The 16,788-nt window shown below is 57.6% G+C and carries 11 protein-coding genes; 9 read left to right on the top strand and 2 right to left on the bottom strand.

The window, feature by feature from the left end; translation table 11 throughout:
• Window positions 1-31: 31 nt before the first annotated feature.
• Window positions 32-952 carry a hypothetical protein gene (locus AC781_RS08450; RefSeq protein ID WP_067776516.1) on the bottom strand — a complete coding sequence of 307 codons (921 nt, stop codon included), beginning with the start codon at window positions 950-952 and terminating at the stop codon, window positions 32-34.
• A gap of 203 nt (window positions 953-1,155) precedes the next feature.
• On the opposite strand from AC781_RS08450, the gene purM reads away from it, so the two are divergent.
• The 4 genes from purM to AC781_RS08470 all read left to right on the top strand — a co-directional run bounded on the left by purM (window position 1,156) and on the right by AC781_RS08470 (window position 5,442).
• On the top strand, window positions 1,156-2,151 hold the full coding sequence (gene purM / locus AC781_RS08455; protein ID WP_067776520.1) for a phosphoribosylformylglycinamidine cyclo-ligase: 996 nt from the start codon (window positions 1,156-1,158) through the stop codon (window positions 2,149-2,151).
• 42 nt (window positions 2,152-2,193) lie between these two features.
• On the top strand, window positions 2,194-4,113 hold the full coding sequence (locus tag AC781_RS08460; RefSeq protein ID WP_067776523.1) for an amidophosphoribosyltransferase: 1,920 nt from the start codon (window positions 2,194-2,196) through the stop codon (window positions 4,111-4,113).
• A gap of 36 nt (window positions 4,114-4,149) precedes the next feature.
• On the top strand, window positions 4,150-4,758 hold the full coding sequence (locus AC781_RS08465; RefSeq protein ID WP_067776526.1) for an RNA polymerase sigma factor: 609 nt from the start codon (window positions 4,150-4,152) through the stop codon (window positions 4,756-4,758).
• A gap of 120 nt (window positions 4,759-4,878) precedes the next feature.
• Window positions 4,879-5,442 (top strand): hypothetical protein, encoded by a 564-nt coding sequence (locus tag AC781_RS08470; RefSeq protein WP_067776530.1) that lies wholly within the window; start codon window positions 4,879-4,881, stop codon window positions 5,440-5,442.
• Between the two features lie 65 nt (window positions 5,443-5,507).
• Here AC781_RS08470 and AC781_RS08475 read toward each other — a convergent pair whose 3' ends face one another.
• The gene (locus AC781_RS08475; protein WP_172801753.1) at window positions 5,508-6,920 is read right to left on the bottom strand and encodes an MATE family efflux transporter; all 1,413 of its coding nucleotides are present in this window, start codon (window positions 6,918-6,920) and stop codon (window positions 5,508-5,510) included.
• A gap of 181 nt (window positions 6,921-7,101) precedes the next feature.
• On the opposite strand from AC781_RS08475, the gene AC781_RS08480 reads away from it, so the two are divergent.
• The 5 genes from AC781_RS08480 (at window position 7,102) to AC781_RS08500 (ending at window position 16,318) form a co-directional block, all read left to right on the top strand.
• Window positions 7,102-8,625 carry an ankyrin repeat domain-containing protein gene (locus tag AC781_RS08480; protein WP_067776536.1) on the top strand — a complete coding sequence of 508 codons (1,524 nt, stop codon included), beginning with the start codon at window positions 7,102-7,104 and terminating at the stop codon, window positions 8,623-8,625.
• A gap of 21 nt (window positions 8,626-8,646) precedes the next feature.
• Window positions 8,647-8,877 carry a hypothetical protein gene (locus AC781_RS08485; protein ID WP_067776539.1) on the top strand — a complete coding sequence of 77 codons (231 nt, stop codon included), beginning with the start codon at window positions 8,647-8,649 and terminating at the stop codon, window positions 8,875-8,877.
• Between the two features lie 604 nt (window positions 8,878-9,481).
• Complete coding sequence (locus AC781_RS08490) at window positions 9,482-12,106, top strand: two-component regulator propeller domain-containing protein (protein ID WP_141675830.1); 2,625 nt, start codon at window positions 9,482-9,484, stop codon at window positions 12,104-12,106.
• Window positions 12,107-12,132: 26 nt separating this feature from the next.
• Window positions 12,133-14,955 carry a hypothetical protein gene (locus AC781_RS08495; protein ID WP_067776545.1) on the top strand — a complete coding sequence of 941 codons (2,823 nt, stop codon included), beginning with the start codon at window positions 12,133-12,135 and terminating at the stop codon, window positions 14,953-14,955.
• Between the two features lies 1 nt (window position 14,956).
• Entirely contained in the window at window positions 14,957-16,318 is a 1,362-nt protein-coding gene (locus AC781_RS08500; protein WP_067776548.1) for a hypothetical protein, read from the top strand.
• Window positions 16,319-16,788: the final 470 nt, after the last annotated feature.

The following is a 16,788-nucleotide window of genomic DNA, read 5'->3' on the forward strand; positions in this document are numbered from 1 at the left end:
CGGCAACAAACCGGCAGCATCCTGCTGCCGCTCAAAACCGCGCCCGCAGCCACCCCGCCACATCGGCCAGCATCGAGCCCACCGCATGCAGGCGATCCATGAAATCGGCGCCCAAACCGCTCAGGGACACCAGCCCGAAACAGCGGAGAATCAGCACGATCGTCAACAAATTGACGACATACACCAGCATAAACGAAAAAAACGTCCCGTTCTCGTCCAGATCGGGCTGCTCGCGGGGAATAATCCAGGCCGTCCAGTACAAATGGAACCCCCATAAAAACCCCGCGCCCAGATAAAACAGCTCCTCATACCCCGCAAACGTCCAGAACATATGGAGCAGGGACATCAGCCCCATCCACAGCAATGCCCAAAGAGGAATGAAATATGGTGACAGCGCGATAAACAGATTATTCTTCGTCGTCTCCACATAGCCGCCCTCCACCGTCACGGAAAAACTCTCCACCTTCCCGAAACTGCACAGCACCGCAGCGGCATGAGTCAACTCGTGCCCCAGCACATACAAATAAATACAGGCCAGATCGCACACGTGGCTGAACCCGATCACGCACCACAGCAAAATCCCCATCAGCGAATACCACACCGCCACCGAAGAAAAGAAACTCACATCGATCTCCCGGGCGGACAACTGCTGAACCAGAGCCATCAATCCCACCACCGCAACCGGCAGCAGCACGAACAGCCCGATCAGCCTCCGCAGCCACTTCGTCAGCGGGCGCATCGGCTCGAAAAAACCCGCCTCCCCCTGCACATCCTCATACGTACCCGCCGCTGCAGCCACCTGCATCCGGTGCACGGCACGGCTCCGGCAACCCTGCCAGATACGCCGCAGCGGAGGCACCTTCTCCGGCACATCCTTACCCGACACCTCCACACGCCAATCCCCATGGATCGGGCGTTTCGGAAACTCGGACGACTTGCGCGGCGGTGGCATGCGGCAACATCCTACCTGCAGCGCTGCCCCCGTGCAATCCAAAAAGACGCCCGCAAACGCAAACGAAACATACAGAGGCAAAAAACACACTCCGCACCTCCAACCCCGCCCCGGACAAGAAAGAATCGCAATACGCGTTTTAGGCTCGCCCTTTCTCCTTTACTGGTGTACCATTGGTCGCACATTCCCCGCCAATATTCTTTATGTCCGGAAAACTGACTTACAAGCAATCGGGAGTCGATACCAAAGAGGCTCAGGCATTCGTATCCGACATCAGCACGCATGTCAAACGCACCCAGCAAAACCGCAAACTGCATCAGGCCTTCGGACTGTTCGCCGCGGCATACGACCTCAGCTCCTACAGCGAACCCGTCATCGTCACCGGATGCGACGGCGTAGGCACCAAAACCGAAATCCTCTTCGAGCTCGACATGCTCGAAACCGCCGGTAAGGACCTCGTCGCCATGAACGTCAACGACATCCTCACCACCGGCGGCGACCCCCTCCTCTTCCTCGACTACCTCGGCATCTCCAACCTCGAAACCGAACGCCCCCGCATCACCCGCCTCGTCGCAGGCATGTGCGACTACCTGCAGGACTGCAACTGCATCCTCGCCGGCGGCGAAACGGCGGAAATGCCCGGCGTCGTTCCTGAAAACATCGTCGAACTCTCCGGCTTCTGCATCGGCTGCGCCGAAAAGAAAGACCTCATCGACCCCACCACCGTCACCACCGGAGACATCCTCATCGGCTACAAATCGGACGGCTTCCACGCCAACGGCTGGAGCCTCGTCCGCCGCGTCATCGAAGAAAACCCGGACGTCATCTCCGAAAGCGACCTTCGCACCCTCCTTGCTCCCACGCGCCTCTACCATGACGTCGTCAACGACATGCGCTCCATGAACATCATCCCGAAAGCCTACGCCCACATCACCGGCGGCGGCCTTCCCGAAAACCTCGAACGCTTCCTCGGCGACTACGGTGCAGACCTCGTCATCCCCGCATGGGACAACGAAGGTGCACAGAAAATCCTCGCCTACGTCGACGAACACGACCGCTTCAACACCTTCAACATGGGCATCGGCTGGGTCGCCATCGTCAAACCCGAAGACGTCGAACAAGCCGTCAAGGCCGGTCCCGGCGGCACAGTCATCGGCACGCTCCGCCCCGGGCATGGAATCAACGTCACCGTCAAATAATCACAGACCAGAACATCGGCAACACCCGAGCCCGGAGCAACCATGAGCGACCCTCTACATCATGAATGCGGCGTGGCGGCCATCCGCCTGCTGAAACCCCTCTCCTACTTCGCCGACAAATACGGCACCCCCATGTGGGCATTCAACAAGCTTTTCCTCCTCATGGAAAAGCAGCACAACCGGGGGCAGGACGGCGCAGGCATCGGCTGCATCAAGCTCGGCATGCCCCTCGGAGAACCCTACATCTTCCGTTCCCGCGACGCCACCAAGGACGCACTCAGCAACATCTTCAACAGCCAGCAGAAACGCGTCCGCAAACTCATCCGCAAAGGAGGCATATCCCCCTCCGATGCCGACTCCTTCAAAAACAAATTCGACTTCGGCGGAGAAATCCTCATGGGCCACCTCCGCTACGGAACCTCCGGCCGCTTCGACGAAGGCTCCTGCCACCCCTACCTGCGCCGCACCAACTGGGCCACGCGCTCCCTCATGCTGCTGGGCAACTTCAACATGACGAACGCATGTGAACTCAACCAGCGCCTCATCGAACGCGGGCAACACCCCGTCTTCGGCACCGACACCCAGACCGTCCTCGAAGAAATCGGCTTCCACCTCGACGAAGCCCATACCGACCTCTACCGCGAACTCCGCGATGCCGGCATCCCCGGCTCCGACATCCCGCAGAAAATCTCCGAACGCATCGACATGGTGGACATCGTCAGCCGCGCCTCCCAAGGCTGGGACGGCGGCTTCACCATCCTCGGCGCAGTCGGCAACGGCGACTTCTTCTGCCTGCGCGACCCGCACGGCATCCGCCCCTGCCACTACGTCATGACCGATGAATACATCGCCATCGCTTCCGAACGCGTCCCGCTCATGAGCGTACTGGAAAAGGAAAGCGAAGAAGTGCAGGAACTCGCACCGGGGCACATCCTCTGCGTCAAAAACGACGGCACCGTCCGGCTCGGCACCTACACCAAGCCCCTCGAACCCACCCCCTGCTCCTTCGAATCCATCTACTTCTCCCGCGGCAACGACCCCATCATCTACCGCGAACGCAAAGCCCTCGGAGCAGCCCTCACCGAACAGGTCGTCGCCTCCCTCGACGGAGGATTCGACAAAGCCGCCATCACCTACATCCCGAACACCGCGGAAACCGCCTACTACGGCCTGCTCGAAGGACTCCGGCTCTACCGCCGCCAGCGCGTCCACAAACGCCTCCTCGAAGCCTACCGCAACGGCACCATGACCGAAGACCTCATCGAGGAAGCCATCCTGCGACGCTGGCCGCGTGCTGAAAAAATCGCGCACAAAGACATCAAAATGCGCACCTTCATCACGCAGGAAAAAAGCCGCCACCAGCTCGTCTCCCTCGTGTACGACCTCACCTACGGCGCCGTCAGCAATGAAGACACCCTCGTCGCCATCGACGACTCCATCGTCCGCGGCACCACGCTCAAAACCTCCATCCTCCACATCCTCGGCCGGGCGCGCCCGCGTAAAATCGTCATCGCCTCCACCGCACCGCAAATCCGCTACCCCGACTGCTACGGCATCGACATGTCGGAACTCGGCAAATTCATCGCCTTCCAAGCCGCCGTCTCCCTCCTGAAAAAACGGGAACTGCACCACATCCTCGAAGCCACCTACCAAGCGTGCAAACAGCAGCTGACCCTGCCGAAAGAACAGAGAATCAACTGCGTCAAAGCCATCTACGAACCCTTCACCGACGACGAAATCTCGGAAGAAATCACCCGCCTCGTCACCCCTGACGATGCTGCCTGTCCCGTTCAGGTCATCTTCCAGAGCATCGAAGCTCTTCACAAATCCATCGAAGGACCCTGCGGCGACTGGTACTTCTCGGGCAACTATCCCACGCCCGGCGGCTACACCACCGTCAACACCGCCTACATCGCCTGGTATGAAGGCCGCACCGGCCGATCCTATGCCCTCCCTCTCTGAACCGGGAGAGGAAGCTTCATCGACACAAAGCCTCTCATGAACGACAGCAGCAAACCGATCAACCCCCACGAGCTCGACGACGCCGAACTTGTCGACCTCACGCGCAACGGAAAAACGCGGGCCTACGACGAACTCGTCAGAAGGCACAGCCGCAAGCTGCACGCCATGCTCTACCAAATGATCGGCAGTGAAGCGGACGCCTACGACATCGCACAGGAATCCTTCCTCAAAGCCTACAACTCCCTCCACTACTTCAACGGGAAAAGCACCTTCTACACCTGGCTCTACTCCATCGCGGCCAACCAGGCCCGCAACTTCCTGCGCCGGAGAAAAAGGGAAAACAGCTACAGCATCGACAACGACGAACACGGCGACGCCCTTGAAAAAGACGTACGCCTTGCCGACACCTCCATCACCTCCGACCCTGCCCGGCAAGCCTACATCAGCGACCTCAAGGCCAAACTCGGCAAAGCGCTCGGCAGCCTCTCCGAAAAACACCGTGAAGTAGTCACCCTCTTCGACATACAGGGCATGAGCTATGCGGAAATCGCAGCCATCCTCCACATCTCGGAAGGCACCCTGCGCTCCCGCCTCCACTACGCGCATAAACAGCTGCAGGGAATGCTCTCCGACGAAGTATCCTAGTTTTTTTCCGCAAGACCCAAAAAAATTGAACATCGGCCTCCCCCGAAGCGTCAACACTTCATACCTTAGCCATAGCGATCACGCACCAAGGTAACACCGTTTCACACCATCCGATACATCATGGAAACAGAGTCTACAAAAGAAGACGATCCCCTTGCCTGTACAGTAAGCGAACAAGAGCTCTCCGCCCTTCTAGCTTCCCTCAGGCGCGAACCGACCAAGGAAGCGAATTTCGAAGACCGCTTCCTCGCCGACTTCAAGGATCGCCTCGCCCACAAGGCCATGCATCATTCCGTCCGGAGCCTCATCCGCGAACGTCTCAAGGCCTTCTTTGAACACAACAGCGGCTGGAGCTGGGCATACGGATGCCTCCTCGCCGTCACCGTCGGAGCCGTCTCCTACACCGTTTGGCCGCAGGACGAACCTGCCGCCCAGTATACAACGCAGGACAGCATCTACGACCCCACCCCCACCCATCTGCCTGAAATCAGGCGCGTCTCGCAGGAAACAACGACCGACATCCAAATCACTCCTGTCACCGACGACAAAATGCCGACCATCGGCCACGACCTGATCGACAGCCGCCTCTTCCCCCAGCATAAAGAAGAAAACCTCGACAGTAAAATCATCGAACGCCTCCCCCTTGGTTCGACGAACTCCGGATTGATCCCGGACATATACTGAAACCCCGGCACTCCCGACAACTTCATCTATCGAAATGCCGCCTGCATGGCGGCATTTTCTTTTATTTATGAAAGGCGGCCCTGCTTCGCCCGAGACTCCTCCCCCTGTATCCGGGCAAACAAAACACGGCGAGTTCTCATGAAACGCCGCACAAGCAACAGCGCCGTCAACGACAACGCCACGATAAAACTCGTCCATGCCCCTGCAGCCCCCATCGCAGGCACCAGCCAATCAGTACGGGACAACACATAGCAAAGCGGCAAACCTACTCCCCAATAGCACAGCATATTCACGCGGAAAATAACCTGCGTATCGTGGCAGCCGCGCAAAAACCCTCCGCATAAAGCCTGCATGCTATCCGGAATCTGGTACAGGGCACACAACACCAGCAGCACCCGGGCCACCTCGACCAAAGAGGCATTCCCCGGCTGGAACAACTCCGCAATCTGCACACGAAAACAAATCAGCACCGTCATCAGCACCGTCGTAATCACCGCCATGCAGGCACACGACGTACGCGTCAGCAAATCGAACCGCACCAAATCCTTGCGCCCCACGAAATAAGCCATGCGAATCGAAGAAGCCACCGCCACCGACAAAGGCAGCATGAAAGCCATGGCAGACACATTGATGCACACCTGATGCGCGCCCACCACAATCTTCCCGAGCGGAGCCAGCACCAAAGTCGATGCACTGAAAAACGACACCTCGCACAACAGCGACACCCCCAGCGGAAACCCAAGCTTCGAAATCGCACCCACCGTCTTCCACGCAGGCTTGCGCACCGCCACCATCTGCTTCCTGTGGGGAGCATGCTTCTTGTGCGACCACACCAGCAGCAGCATCACACCCAACTGAAGCCAGTTAATCAATGCCGTAGCTACGCCGCACCCCACGCCACCCAGCTTCGGCAACCCGAAATAGCCGAACACCAGCACATAATTCGCGGGAATATTCACCAGCAACGCCGCTATACCCACGATCATCGCAGGGCGCGTCATCGCGAACCCCTCGTTCAAACTCCTCAAAGCGCAAAAACACAACACCCCCGGCACCCCGCACATCACGGCCATCAGATAATCCTCCGCCATCTCTCCCACCGCAGCCTCATCTGCCAGCCATCCCAGCACGGGACTGAGAAAAAACATCGCCGCCATCGCCAGCACGGACAACATCAAAGCCAGCACCACGCCGTTATGCATCAAATGCCCGATACGTCCATGGCGATTCTCACCGCGCAACCTCGCAATCATCGGCCCGAGAATCGAAAGCAACCCCGTACAGGCCAAAGTCACCGGCGTGGCAATCGAAAAACCGAGTGCCACCGCCGCCAGATCGTCAGGGCCGGCACGTCCTGCCACCAAAGTATCCACCACCCCCATGCCCGTCTGAGACAAATTGCCGATCAGCAACGGCAAAGCCAGCAGCAGGAACTGCTTCATCTCCGTCTTATCCACCAAACCTTTCAAATTGATCATAGCCATCGTCATACAGCCTCCCGTCAAGGCAGGCGGAGGGTAACACACGAACACGGACATGTCACGGACATTCCCTTTCCTCCCGTCATACCGGCATGCACTCATCCCTCTCGCAGCTCCCTCTGAACCGGCCGCAAATTCCTCTCGCCATCCGCAAGGCAAAAAGGTATAAAAACAGGCGATGAAACTACACCTCCCCGCATCCTACTGCATCATCGCAGCTCTGACATGCTCCCTGCTCCAAACTACACACGCCACACTTCAACCCTCACTCTCCCTGCACACTGCCGAAAACAACCAACCGAGGCAAACCGTACGGAACATCCTCGACGAATGGATCCGCTTCATACCCCGCATTCCCGAACTCCTCGCATCTCCCGACCCGCAACAGGCTATACAGGAATGGGAGCAATTCACCTCCCGCCTCGAAGAATGGGACGACCGGATCGACCACAAGCAATACAGCAACAAGGCGCGATTCGCCACCCTCGCCCAGCAGGCACAGCTTGCACTCCCTCTCATCGAAAAGGCCATCAAGGAAAAACCGGAATCACCCTTGATCCGCAAAATACAGCCATCCACCGTCCTTGAAGAAATCCGGCAACTGGCGCAATACCCCTCCTCGCCCCCGGCACTCTATCGATACCATTATTCATGGACTGGACACAACGCCTATGCTTACACAACTTCCGGAACACGCATCCCCATCCGCGCCACGCGCAACTCGAAAGAGTGGGATACGCTCATACAATTGAACAGTGCCATCCGGAGCCAGAGCCAAAAGGGAGCCAACATCATCATCAAAGGCACACGTGAACCCATCACCGGATTCTTCGTCATGGAAGAATGGCACTTGGCCACACCCTTCATTGCCGAGCAGAAAAACCCTCTGCTTTATTCAGGCGACACCATCGAAGGCACATTCCGAAGATACACACTATATCCGGAAGACTTCCCCTTCAGATCAATCCGGCACCCGGAACAATATTGCAAACCCGCCGGCGACCTCCCCGGAGAACTACTCGTTCAGCCTGACACACCCCCGGACTACGACGCAAAACATCCAAATACCGCACTCCTGCTCGCTGCCATCTACGACGATCAGGAAACGGCGATTCAGGCTCTGGCTCAAGGAGCCGATGCAAACACATCCCACCCGCAAATCGGTACGCCTCTCCTGCTCGCCTGCCGGAACGAAAACCTCGGCATGGCACGCCTCCTCGTCGAACATGGAGCCTTGCCACAGGCAATAATCACCGACCACTCTCTGAACACTCCTAAAATGACATTCTCCGAATGCCTCGCGGACGCCCCTGCATACAACGAAACCATCTGGAACGATCTCCTCCAGCACGGATTGAAAGCCGATCCCGCGTGCCTGCCCATTGCCGCCAGCCGAGATTCAGAAAAACTCGTCAAACGCCTCCTCGACATGGGCCTCGACATAGAAGCCCGCGATTCACAAGGCCGCACAGCATTCATCAATGCAGCTCTTCAACGCAACCAATCCCTTATCCGCCTGCTTATTGAACGGGGGGCCGACATCAACGCCACCACCCCCGACGGTTTGACCGCTCTCGATTTGGTCTACGAACAGGAAACATCCAGAACACACCCTTCCGTAGAATTCCCCCTCTACCTCATGAAGATCGGAGTCAAACTCAACAAACCGCAGCGTGCCCCCAAACTGCCAATCGAGAGATAACACTTCGAACAGCCTCTACCCATGCGCCCATTGATCCGATATCAAACACTGCTCGCGGCCACTCTCGCCCTATCGATCACATCCTGCCAACTCATACCTTGGACCGAATGGCAGCACGAACCGCCCCTGTCCACCACCCCCGGCCTTGCCCCCTGCGACATCTCCGGCCACCAAATCCGCTTCACTCCTGCCGAGCCGCACGGCAAAATCGAAACATACAACTTCCTGCACGGCAGCTCCATTCAGAAATGATCCTTGTCAAGAGGGGTGAGATAGCATTGGATAAGGGTTAAAAGCCTTGAAAACACGGAGAGAGAGTACAGTCCAGTGTAAAGGTGCATTTAAGATGAAAACCCGAAAAGCTATAGAAATTGACGGGTAGTTTAGATATGGAGCAAACTTCGTTTCAATCGAAAATTATGACAAGGCTCTATAGTCTTTCACGCAAAGAGAGATGAAAGATTCTTCTTCGTAAGATGATACTTTAAAAAATTCCGAGACAATAATATGATGGTTCGGAGGCTCCCCACTTTCTGTCTATGCCCCCGATGGGTACTCCCAATGCATGTACCATGCACGGATTACAATCATGTATAGTCTCCGAGTAAAAGGGTGATATCGTTTTACCAATCGTCATGTTCATCGTCTTCTGGCTCAACATTTTTTGATAGATTATCCATCCAACGGGAAAGCAGCAGATTCAGTGGTTCTTTTAGCTCTTTCCTTTTCTGTCACATCTTATTTATCAAGAAAAAATAATCAACCTGTTACATACTTGTAATACTTTTTTATCTTGCAGTCATGCCGAGAACTGATAGATTGGGATTCATATAACAAACCACATCCATCTCCTACCATGCAACATACTCTATTCTCCTATCTTCCCGTAACCCTCGCATTGGGCGTGGTTCTTGCTCCCGGCCTGCACGCCACCCCGGCCAGCCTGCCGCAGGCTCCCACCCCGTACATCACGGAAGGACTGCTGACCGGAGACGGCACTGTCTGGATCGCCACGGAAGGCAAAGGCATCTACCGCTGCACGGACGGCGGCACATGGGAACCCATGCACCTGCAGCCGGGCTATCCTGACACCCTCAATGCCTATGCCCTGGCCGAAGACGCCTCCGGCAACATCTGGGCCGGCACGGACAACCGGGGCATCGCCGTCTGGAACGGCCAATCGTGGAAAACATACTCCCGGGAAGACGGCATCCCCGGCGAACGCATCTACGACATCGCTACATGGAAAAACCGCGTCGCCGTCGCCACCTCCGGCGGAATCGCCCTTTACAAAGACAACAAATGGACCTTCTTCACCCGGGCCGAAGGACTGGCGGACGATGCCGCTGCCGCCCTCGCCTTCGACGGCGAAGCCAACCTCCTCGCCGCCTACAACTGCGGCGGCATCGGCACCTCCACCTCCGCCAACGGATATGCCTCGTGGAAAAACACCCAGGCGCCGTGGCATTACGACAACCGCAACCGTGTCCGCCAGCCCTACGATGCCGCAGGCACCGGCCTCCCCTCCAACCTCGGCAACGCCATCGCGGCGGGCGGCCAAGACCGCATCTGGTACGGCAGCACCGCCGGAGTCGCCACCTCCGGCAATGCAGGTGCCACCTGGAACTACCTGCGGGGCCGCGACTACGAAGCCAAAAACAAAGGCCTCTACGACACCAAACTCCCCGCCGCCATCCGCCAGGCCGCCCCCGGCGACCTCCTGCTGGAAGACCACGTCACCGCCCTCTACCCTTGCGAACAGGGCCTCTGGATCGGCTACCGCCAGGCGGGCGCCCAGCTCGTCGACCCGGCCACCCTCGCCCCCATGCAGGAAACCGCCGAACTCAACAAACAAAAAGACCCGCGTGCGAAATGGGTCACCGGCTTCCTCCGCCTCCCCTCCGGCATCCTCTATGCCACCACCTATGGCGGCGGCCTCCAGCGCGTCGCCCAGCTCCCGGCCCTCCCCGGGTCTAAGGCTCCTGCCGCCAAAACGCCGCGCACCCATCCCTTCGCACCCACCATCCCCCGGGAAGAAGAAATCGCCCGCCTGCAGAAAAACGCCTCCTCCGGCCAGCCCTCCGAAGAGCCCGCCTTCTACTGGCATGAAGACTGGCTCACCCGCGGCAACTGGTTCGAACGCTACGGCCGCAGCGTCGCCATGCTCTGCGCCGCCGCCTCCCCCGAAAACGTCTTCATCGACCTCGAAGCCCAGGACGAACCTCCCTCCATCGGCGGCATGATCGGTCCCCACCGCCAAAAAGGCGACCACCTCCGCCTCTGGCTGCACGACGGCCACCTCCCCGGCAATCCCAACGTCCTGCGCAACCCGGAAGCCGGCACCCGCACCGAAGCCGAATGGGACGACCACGGAGAAGAATACCCCATGAGCCACGACGGGCCGGATGTCTGGGTCAAAACCACCATCCCCGAAGGCCCCCACCTCCTCTCCCTCTACTTCTACAACCCCAACGGCCACGTCAAACGCAGCGGCTACCGCGACTACCTCGTCGAACTCCGCACCGGCGACACACACACGCAGGAAAAAGACCTCGCCTCCCTCCAGTCCTTCAACCCCGTCCTCGCCCGCACCCGCATCCGCGACTTCTCCGGCAGCGGCTGCTACAAAAACTTCTACGTCACCGGCCCCGCCACCTACCTCGTCCGCGTCTGCCGCAACAACTCCTTCAACACCATCTTGAACGGCGTCTTCATCTCCCCCATACGTGAAAGCCGCCTCATCATCAAGCGCCCGCCCACCCTCATCGGCAAACTCGCCACCAGCCAATCCCCGGCCCCCTTGAGCGACTGGGACTACCGCGGCCTCCAGCCCGGCGACCTCCCGGCCGCTCCCCTCGCCCTTTGGAGCCGCGCTACCCACCCCGAACTCCTCCCGGACAAAGACCGCCTCCGCTCCCGGCTCGATGCCCTCACCGCTTACCGCTACATGCAGGGCTGCGGCCTCGCCCCCTCCGGCTACCTCGACTACTGCCGCTGGCAACTCGGCCTGTGGACCCCCGCCACCGAAAAAGCCTACGACGCCGCCATGGACAAAGCCTGGGAAGGAGTGCAGGAACTCTACGTCCATGCCCGCTCGGCGGCATGGAGACCCTTCAGCCCCGGAGTCGTCCCCTTGAGCATCGAAGAACTCGAATACCTCGACCTCCACCGGATCGACTGGAAACAATACCGCAAAGGCTACAAAGGCACGCCGAACCCCGACCTCGCCACCCTGCGCCAGCGCATCGCGGAGCGCAAGGAACTCGCACGCAAGGAAGAAGCCCGCCTCCGGGCTGAAGAAGAGGCATGGAAGCAGGAACAGGAACGCCTCGAGAAAGAAAGGAAAGAACACCCCGAACGCTTCCAAAATGAAGATGAAAGCGAAAGTCCTTTCGATCCGGAACCGTCCGGCAAAGCACCCCAACCGACCGGCACGCAAACTCTGCCAGACGAAGACGATGACGAAATCTTCGGTATCTGACTCAACTTCCCCACCCCGCTACGACCATGAAAGCCACCCTCTCCCTCGCGCTGGCATCCTGCCTCTCCTGTGCGGTCTCCCCCGCCGCTCCGTCCCCTCGGGCGGGAGACGTCATCATCGAAGACACGGATGATGACCAAACTCCCAACCCCGGGGCGGAAGACAAGGCCGCCAAACGCGTCCGATTCGTCTCCCTCACTCCGGACATCCTCTACGAAGTCGACCCCTCGCGTTACGCGGAAAATCCCCGCACGCTGGCGGGCGCCCAGCTCTTCTACGGCGCACGCCCCGACCTCCTCGGGGCAAAAGTCGCCTGCGTCGCCCCCTATGACCCCGTCTGGCGGCAGGAACTGGCCGAAAAGAAGAAATCCATCGTCTGGGGCAGGCTCGACAACCTCTGGCCCGTACCTGCAAAACTCGTAGCAAAAGACCAATGGGTATTCGACTTCTGGGCACGCCCTTCCACCAGCTTCTATGCATGGAGGCACCCGCAGAATGCTCAGAAAATCATTGCCATCGACTTTGCCTTGTGGAAAAACTGGACTACAACCGCCACAGAGGCGGTGAAGAAGTTTACATACAAGGAAGCAAGCCACCGAAAGGACATCACGGCAGCTTTGGATACCGGGCGTTTGAATACAACCCAGCACTCATTCGAAACATGCCCATGGAAAGACATGCTTGAACGAGGCAGGTCCGGAAACACGGTGAGCGATTATGTAGCGGATGCCGACCGTGTCAGAACATGGCAAACAGCGGTCAACAAAAGCGGCAGGACGATCCGTGCCCCCAAACTGCCGTGGACGGACGACTGGGTCGAACACACCTCCCTTTATAATCAAAAGGGTACTTACCATCAAAAGAAAAGAGCGGCAGAGATCAACTGGGGTGAAACCTTCTATCAGACACTCAATGAGAGCATCAAGCTTTACGACGGATTCCTCTGCCTGAAAGACGACGCCTCTTTGATCGATGTCGGAAAGAACACATCCGCCGACCACAGCCGCGTCGTCCCCTTCGATGCCCAAGTCAGATGGAGCGGGTTTGCCGCCGGATCCTCCGAAGAAAAAGTCTACCTTGAATCGGACATCGCCAAAGCCGTCGTCATCTCGGACAAAAACGCCTCGCCGGACTTCGTCGTCCTCGCCGTCGCCTGCGACTGCATCAAGGGCGACTCGGCGGAAGACGCCATCACCATCCTCAAGGAATTCCGGGGAGAAGAAGTCGCCGTCGCCGAATACATCGCCGAAGGAACCGTCTCCGGCACGGGAGGCAAGGACTCGCCGCTCACCTACGCCACCGGCATAGGGTATGCGAAAGGCACGGGTACGGGCAACCTCGGCTCCTTCACCGTCAAAAACCCCGAAAACCTTCGCTACAACCGCTCCGTCGCCCGCCTGCGCTCGGAAGAAACCGCCGCCTACAAGGCGGGCATCACGCCGCGCTACAAAATCCTCTTCGCCGTCAAGGAAGCTCTGGCGGCGGATCCTGCCAAACTCACGCTGACGGGCGATGCCACCAAAACACGGAGTGCGGACGGCAAACCCGCGGCACTGGAAGAAAACGAAGGCGGCGACTCCCTGAACGGATATACTTATAAGAATATGGCTGTCGCTTTGAATGCGGCCACCAACATCACCCCCGTCGGCAGCGGATCGATCGAACTCTTCCGGCTGCCGCTTCCTCGTGCCAAATACCGCCTCTTTCAGGCGGATGTACAGGCCGAAAAAGCTCTATCCCGAGACATCCGCATGGGCTTCATGGACTACACGTGGACGCTGCGCACCGAAAACGAGGAACTGGGCAAGGACTCCTCACGCATCGGCCGGGTCTTCGCCGTCTTCGGCGAATCCACCTTGAAACAGCGCACCCCCGACACCTCGGCGGCGTACTCCTCCTGGCGCTTGCTGCTCAGCGGATCGGGCCGTGAAAAATGCGAACAGTACAAAATCGCCATCTCCATTCCCGGCTTGAAGCGGGAACTGACCGATGCAGAGAGAAACTACCTGCTGCGGGGGTCGTCCTATACATGGTCTTTCGGGAAAGACGCCGAACCGGCGATTTCTTTCATTCCTGATCGTTCGCAAACGGATGGTGTGGCATCTGCGGAATACACCATGGTGAAAGGGAAAGACTACGAATGGGTCGCCCTCTCCGGCATGAAGGAGCAGAATACCATGGAACGGCCATGGATCGACGCGCTGGAAGCCTTGACGCGACATCTGCTGCTGGAAACCAAGCTCAAGAATCCGATCGAACTGGCCGTGCCGTCCCGCCCGGGAGAAACGCCACCTCCACCGGAATACAAAAAGCTGGAATGGCCGACCAATGCCGCCGGAGCGCAAGCCAATGCCGTCAGCGTCTTCTCCTACGGGTTGAAAACAATGGGAGACTACAATCTGGCGGCGCTGGAGAAAGGTATCATCGTCTCGACCGTGCTGCAATACATGGACGACCGCTATTTCCTGAAAGGAGGGCACGCCACCAGCATCGATCTCCCCCAATGCACGCGGCGGCTGTGCGGAGGAGACCACCCCGTCATCATCTGTGAAGAAGGCGTCGCCTTGATCCATTCTTTGTTGTCGCTCTGCGGGATGGAATACGGTACGCTCTCGCGGATGCTGGATACGAAGAAAGGCCATGCACTCCTCGGCCACGGAAACAGGATCTATGATCCCACTCCGTTTTTTGTGCGCCCGAATTCGGGGCAGTTGCCGCTGCCGAGAGCTGATTCTCGGTTGGTCGATTACGAACAGTCGCGCTATGTGACATTGTACGATGCCGTTTTTGAAACACCGAAACCGCACCACATCATGCTGCACACTCACAACAAACAAGCTTCCCAATAAAATGACACCTTCATCCTTCTACAAAAACATCGTGTTCATCGTCTGCGCCATGGCCGGATTGCCGGCCATGGCGGAAGGCGACTACCTTCTCTTGTCGGGCAAAGACGGAAAAGGCCTCGTCCAAACGAGAGCAGAAATCGTGACCGAATTTCATAATCAGGAACATGAAGCATATCCCTATCCTGCTGATTCCGGCCATGCCGCCGCCCCTCCCTTGTGGCAAGAAGCCTTTCCCTGGTATAACCGCACCTTCCGCATCAAGGATTATTACATGCAATTCAAAGCCGGGTGGTTGCATGTGTACGGTCTGAACGGCAAATGTATCCTGTACTGTAGCCCCATGTACGGCTCCAGCCATGACATCATGCAGGCATGGTGGTTTCACGGGATGATCCATATGGCGACGCTGCCTATGTCGAGGCCGTTCAATATGGATTTTGTCCGATCGATTCAATTCAAGCGCGAAAAAAATGAACTTTTATGTATGACGCAGAGTAAGCAATTACTGGCTTATGCGTATGCGCATTATTTCTTTCATGAACTCCATCTGGAGAATACTCTGGAAAGGCCGGTCTCAATGCAGGAAACGAGAGATATCCTACAAACATTCGCGCGCGTGCAACAAGGGGAACTACAGGTGGAAGAGGCCGGGGAAGCATTGAAACAGGCCAAAAACGAAGAGTCCAAACGATCCCTCCGCAATACCACGATCGAAATCGACCGGGCCGTCACCTACGGCCTGCGCAGCTCCGTGCCGTTTCTTTCCTGCGGAAGCAGCGTTCGCTTGAGGGATGCCTTGAACATCCCGGAAGAACCGATGGTCAACACCATCCCCAACATCAATGCAGGAGTCGCCTGCGGCGACATCGTCGACAAACTCGCCACCGGCAAGCTCAAGGTCATGGAAACATCCGGAGAGGAAGACGGCTTCAAGGCCACGCTGGGCAGCCGCAGCGAACGCATCCATTACACCATCGTCCACCAGTTCAACCGCAACCTGGCCATCAACACCGTACTTGACTTCAGGGCATTGGATCACATGCTTCATCGCTGGGATCATAAAGTACAAACCGATCAGGACGTCATCAAGTATTCGATCATCAACCCCGGCTGGGTGGGAGACTTCGACATCGCCACCAAAGCCCGCCTCGGGAGGGATGGAGCCGTCGTCTTCGGCAGCGAGAAATCCGCCATCTACTTCACGCGCGGCAACACCGCCGTCTCCATCGTCTCGGAAAACCCCTACTTCAACGTCCTCCCGATGGCCCGGCTGGTCGACGAAGAACTCAAGAAAAAACTCAACATCCCGCCCGCCAAAGAACCCGCCCAACAACCTCTGCCCCCGAAAAAACGCAAACAGTAACACCCGCAACCTGCCGACCCATTGGAAAACCTCTATCCCGAGACATCCGCATGGGCTTCATGGACTACGCGTGGACGCTGCGCTCCGAAATCACGGAACTGGGCAAGGACACCTCGCGCATCATCTCGTCATCACCTAGGAAGCAACCATGGTAAGAATTCGTTCTCTATTGCTCACGTAAGGAGCTTTTGAAATCTTATATCGTATGTATAGCGAAATCGCATTTCTTTGTCTATCATTCATTTTTGGATATAATTCTAATTTTTTCTTTAAGTACGGTTGATATTCTTAGATATAATATCATAGAGTTGATGTGTTTTTGTTTGTTTTGGCCGCGAGCCTTTCGATCCGTTCAAGTAGTGCACGGGGATATTGTTTTGAATGTATCTTTGCATCTTGCTCCTGGTAAATTTGTTCTTCATTGAGCTTTTGATTTTAGACGCTTCACTCAAGATCACAAAAAACACTTG

Source organism: Neoakkermansia glycaniphila (genome assembly GCF_001683795.1).
GTDB lineage: Bacteria > Verrucomicrobiota > Verrucomicrobiia > Verrucomicrobiales > Akkermansiaceae > Akkermansia > Akkermansia glycaniphila.

Excerpts from the sequence above, each read along its gene's own strand:
- purM (WP_067776520.1), top strand. The coding sequence starts at position 1,156 with ATGTCCGGAAAACTGACTTACAAGCAATCGGGAGTCGATACCAAAGAG.
- AC781_RS08480 (WP_067776536.1), top strand. The coding sequence starts at position 7,102 with ATGAAACTACACCTCCCCGCATCCTACTGCATCATCGCAGCTCTGACA.
- AC781_RS08470 (WP_067776530.1), top strand. The coding sequence starts at position 4,879 with ATGGAAACAGAGTCTACAAAAGAAGACGATCCCCTTGCCTGTACAGTA.
- AC781_RS08490 (WP_141675830.1), top strand. The coding sequence starts at position 9,482 with ATGCAACATACTCTATTCTCCTATCTTCCCGTAACCCTCGCATTGGGC.
- AC781_RS08475 (WP_172801753.1), bottom strand. The coding sequence starts at position 6,920 with ATGATCAATTTGAAAGGTTTGGTGGATAAGACGGAGATGAAGCAGTTC.
- AC781_RS08495 (WP_067776545.1), top strand. The coding sequence starts at position 12,133 with ATGAAAGCCACCCTCTCCCTCGCGCTGGCATCCTGCCTCTCCTGTGCG.
- AC781_RS08485 (WP_067776539.1), top strand. The coding sequence starts at position 8,647 with ATGCGCCCATTGATCCGATATCAAACACTGCTCGCGGCCACTCTCGCC.
- AC781_RS08465 (WP_067776526.1), top strand. The coding sequence starts at position 4,150 with ATGAACGACAGCAGCAAACCGATCAACCCCCACGAGCTCGACGACGCC.
- AC781_RS08500 (WP_067776548.1), top strand. The coding sequence starts at position 14,957 with ATGACACCTTCATCCTTCTACAAAAACATCGTGTTCATCGTCTGCGCC.
- AC781_RS08460 (WP_067776523.1), top strand. The coding sequence starts at position 2,194 with ATGAGCGACCCTCTACATCATGAATGCGGCGTGGCGGCCATCCGCCTG.
- AC781_RS08450 (WP_067776516.1), bottom strand. The coding sequence starts at position 952 with ATGCCACCGCCGCGCAAGTCGTCCGAGTTTCCGAAACGCCCGATCCAT.